The sequence below is a fragment of the Variovorax sp. 01T439_2 genome (assembly GCF_056398445.1).
Genome location: NZ_JBFTPJ010000568.1, coordinates 1 through 3,931, shown reverse-complemented (window position 1 = coordinate 3,931; position 3,931 = coordinate 1). Strand labels below are relative to the sequence as shown.

The window sequence follows — 3,931 nt, the reverse complement described above, 5'->3', positions numbered from 1 at the left end:
CCCGACAGCAGGTGGCCCAGCAGCTCGTAGCGGTAGTCCGCCACCGCGCCGATGCGATCGACCAGGACACCATGTCCTGCGCGCACATGGCAGAAGTCCGTGCGCCGCGCCTGGTCCCCGAAGAACCGCGACGTCGGCACCCCCAAACCAGTCGCGAGACGCTCCAAGGTCTCCACCGACGGCGAAACCAGCCCGCGCTCGATGCGCGAAAGCATCGAGGCAGAAATCCCCGAGGTCTTGGCCAGCGCGCCGCCAGACACATCGGCCGCCATGCGCAGCGCCCTCACCTGCGCACCGATGCGAGCCGCAGACAGGCTACGCACGACAGGTGCTGGTTGCCGCGCCCGGACGCGTGTGATCGAGACCGGCAGCCGCAGTGGTCGGGCCGTCGGCAAAGGCGAGGCGGCTTCTTTGCGCGTCATACGCCCCCGCTGATCACGCGCAGGCCACCGCCGAGAAATCGCTGGTGGCGATGAATCTGAAGATAGCTGCTCTGGTTCCGCATCGTTGCTGCACCGTGTTCTCAAAAACATGCACAGCAGGATTATGTGTCGTTTAAGACGTTTCCTCCACAAGCACATTCAACGAGCCTGCTCGGACATGAATGCAGGCACACGAACCAAGACGCCATCTGGCATTGCGCGGGGCACGTTGCCCAACGCAGTGACCCTGGCTCTCGGGCGAAACCTGCGGTATTTCCGCGAGCAGGCAGGACTCACGCAAGTCGAACTGGCCTTCGATGCGGAGGTGGAGCGCTCGCGCATCTCCAAGATAGAACGAGGACACGTCAACCCTTCGCTGTTGACGCTGGCCACGCTGTGCTATTGCTTGAAGATCACGCTCCCCACTCTGTTCGAAGGCATGAAAGAGACGCTGGCGCCCTCGTGGAAAGGCGGCGAGTTGCGACGCTCAAACCAGGCAGTTCTTGTCGCGTCGTCGGAGAAGTCGCGCGGTCACCGATAACGCGCAGAAACCGCGACCTCAACAGTTTGGTTTCTGGTTTCCTCGGGCGGCTGCCTTTGGTAATAGTCCGCTCGAGGCTGTTGTTGACGCCTGGACCGTTTAGGGCGTGACGTCGGTGACGTGTTGAAGCAGACCGAACGCCACGCGCCATGCACGGCCGTCGCAGTGAACGGTGGCTGTGCGCTGGTTGAGCCGAACGATTTCTCCGACGTGGCGCTTGAGGCTTTGGTCGGAGAAGCTCACACGCTGGCCGACGCGGAAGTCCTGCTTGTGATGGAGCTCCGGCGGCGGCCTCAGCGGCGCTGCAGTCGCCGGTGAGGGTGACGCGCCTGCCTGCTGATCCTCGACAGGCACGACGGCCGCGTAGAGCACGCTGAAGCGCTGTTTGCTTTGCTCGTCGATCAGCGTGACCKGYCGGTCYTTCATCGCCGCGATGCGAGCCTCRCGCAGCTTGCCGGTCCCCCAGTCCCAGWACTTCACCMGTTGGCYCATGTGCAGCTRCGAGCGCGYCTGCACGATGCGCCTGGGGTCRGCCATGAGTTGCTCGATGACCCAGCTGAGCTGGTACAGCTCRGCGCTTGTGGCCATGGGRAGATCTTCGATCTGYTTGACACGCATGCTGGCGATTTTGCCAGCGGCGATGTGCTCTGGCCGCGAGGCTGTCGGTCGGCGCTGAGCTCGTCGGCGCCGCCTTGGCAAGCTCACTGGCGGCTTTGCCGAGCCAAGCCTCCACCTCCTGCGGCAAAGGTTGTACGTTCTCCAGATCGACGAGCAAAGTGAACGTGCCCATGCTCAAGCGGTGCCGCGGCAACGCGGATAGGTCGAACACCCCCAAAATTCCTGGCCTGCGTTGGCTCCCTTTCTCGCCGTGCGTCGCACCATGGGCTGCGCGCACCTGGGGCAGCTCGGGGCGGCTGTTTTCGCCGCTTGGGGCGCTGCATTGCTGGCCTGCTCCGTCGCCCTGATATCGGCGGCGGGCTTGGTCGAAGCGCCGCCTCGGGCCTGCTTCAACAACCGGTGCAACTGCGGGCCGTCGAGCAGGCGAAGGTTGCGGCCACTGGCGAACGCTTCGGCTTCCGGCGTAAACCGACCGGAGGTGACCACGAACCCACCGGCGGCGCCCTTGGCCGCCATGACGCCATAGAGTTCGCGCACCACGGGCACGCCGACCTTGAGGGCCCGCCATTGCTTGCATTGCACCAGGTACTTCTCTCCGTTCTTGCGAAGGGTGAGATCGATACCGTCATCGGGGCCTGGCTCGAAGTTCTCCGCGACCTGGTAGCCCTGCAGGCGGAAACCCTCGCCCACCAGCATCTCGAACTCTCGCCAGCTCATGTCGTCAAGGATGTCGGGAGCGTCTGAACGGGTCACGTTGTCCATCAACGAACGCCTCGCGTGACGGCGCCAAGCAGAGATGGCTGCGCCGGCGAGGCAGAGGATCGGCACGACGTACTGCCCGCCAGTCGCCAGGCCGCGCCCCATGGTTCCGACCATCGCGTTGCCCAGCCCGCCGGGGCCAAGGGCGCTGGGCAGAGGCGCGATCGCGATGCGGTGGAGCAGCAGGTATCCTGCAAGAGCCAGGATGACCCCCACATACCAAGGCAACAGGGCAATCAGGTCGACCACGTCTTCGGCGGGGCTGGTTCTTTTGCGGCGGGCCATCAATGAATTCCTCCTCCTGGCGATTTTGCCCAGAAGCAGCCGACTTTGATACAGTCCGTTACGCTCGTCATGATGGGATTTCGGCCGGCCACGTGCGTGCGGCACGGATCGACACACTGGCTCTTTTTTAGGCGCAACCCCGCCGGTCCGCGCCGAAGCCCAAACTGAGGCGCCGCGCCGATTGAATCGCACCATGGGGTGGACGCCGACGCCGTGATGCTCACGACCGATACCGGTTATGACCATGATTGAATTGCTGAATCATCGCAGCTGGCGATCTACTACTCCCGTTCTTTGAATGACCTCCACCAATGCGCCTGTCCCCAAGACGTCCATGAGCGAGCATTTGCTCATGGCTGCGTATTGGATCGTTGCCATCGTCATCCTCGCCGCACTCGTCGTCCTGTTGGTGTACTTCCATGCTTTTGGCGGGCAAAAAATGTCCCGCGATCCTGGCGATTGGGGAGCGTTTGGAGACTACGTCGGCGGGCTTATCAACCCCCTCGTCGGGATCGCCACAGTCACGTTGATCTTCCTGACGCTCATGCTGCAGAGGAAGGAGTTGCAGGCCTCGCTTGAAGAAATACGCAGTGCCCATCGAAGTGCGGTGCTCCAGGGATTCGAGCAGTCGCTGTTCTCGTGGCTGGCCAACTATCACTCCCTTCTTTCGGCCACGAAAAGCAAACTCGGCGGCGAAGGACGTCAAGCCTTGACAACCATGTACGAGCAGCGCTTCTCGAGCGTGGTTGCGATGCAGAAGCATCAACGTGCCGAAGGCCTTGGGGCCCTCGATGAAGAGGAAGCGAAGATCCATCTTGGGGAAATACGCAGGGCGTCCGCAACCGGCGACGCCGAAGAAAAGGGCAATCTCTCCAACGTTTTCATGATCGCGCTCTGGGGCTACAAAGAAGTTATCCGTACGCATCGATCGGAGTTGGATGCCGTCTTTCGCACCCTATACCGTCTGCTGCGGTGGATCGACACCTCTGAACTCGACGATGTTCAAAAGTGGCACTACGTCGCGCTTGTGCGTGCGCAACTTTCCTGGATCGAGTTGGTTTTTATTCTCTACAACTGCCTCACACCGGAAGGCGAGAAGTTTGCTGATCTGGTCAATGACTATGCGCTCTTCGACAATCTGGAGGGGGCACCCGATGAACTGATTGATGCCATCGCCCATGAGTTCACTGTGTCGCCCCCGTCTTCGTTCACGGCGAACCTGCCACCAGAACCATGGCCGTTCAACGAAGCTGCATTCTCATCCGAGGTCGCCAAAGCCAAACGCAAGCTGCCACCGTCAGCATAT

General features: G+C 61.9%; 5 protein-coding genes. 2 read left to right on the top strand and 3 right to left on the bottom strand.

The window, feature by feature from the left end; all coding sequences use genetic code 11:
- Positions 1–323: helix-turn-helix domain-containing protein (locus tag AC1DOC_RS23410; protein WP_478130582.1), on the bottom strand; the 323-nt coding region annotated here is incomplete at its 3' end.
- Between the two features lie 277 nt (positions 324–600).
- Here AC1DOC_RS23410 and AC1DOC_RS23405 point away from each other — a divergent pair.
- A complete protein-coding gene (locus AC1DOC_RS23405; RefSeq protein WP_015867295.1) occupies positions 601–963 on the top strand; it encodes a helix-turn-helix domain-containing protein in 363 nt (120 codons plus the stop codon).
- 99 nt (positions 964–1,062) lie between these two features.
- Here the strand turns inward: AC1DOC_RS23405 and AC1DOC_RS23400 are convergent, their stop codons facing one another.
- Both AC1DOC_RS23400 and AC1DOC_RS23395 read right to left on the bottom strand, forming a co-directional pair.
- Complete coding sequence (locus tag AC1DOC_RS23400; protein ID WP_478130581.1) at positions 1,063–1,389, bottom strand: hypothetical protein; 327 nt, start codon at positions 1,387–1,389, stop codon at positions 1,063–1,065.
- Between the two features lie 366 nt (positions 1,390–1,755).
- The gene (locus AC1DOC_RS23395; protein WP_436311642.1) at positions 1,756–2,625 is read right to left on the bottom strand and encodes a restriction endonuclease; all 870 of its coding nucleotides are present in this window, start codon (positions 2,623–2,625) and stop codon (positions 1,756–1,758) included.
- 298 nt (positions 2,626–2,923) lie between these two features.
- Here AC1DOC_RS23395 and AC1DOC_RS23390 point away from each other — a divergent pair.
- Positions 2,924–3,931: putative phage abortive infection protein (locus tag AC1DOC_RS23390; protein ID WP_478130580.1), on the top strand; the 1,008-nt coding region annotated here is incomplete at its 3' end.

What these genes read in the sequence shown, in the direction of transcription:
- AC1DOC_RS23395 (WP_436311642.1), bottom strand. Translation starts at nt 2,625, where the DNA reads ATGGCCCGCCGCAAAAGAACCAGCCCCGCCGAAGACGTGGTCGACCTG.
- AC1DOC_RS23405 (WP_015867295.1), top strand. Translation starts at nt 601, where the DNA reads ATGAATGCAGGCACACGAACCAAGACGCCATCTGGCATTGCGCGGGGC.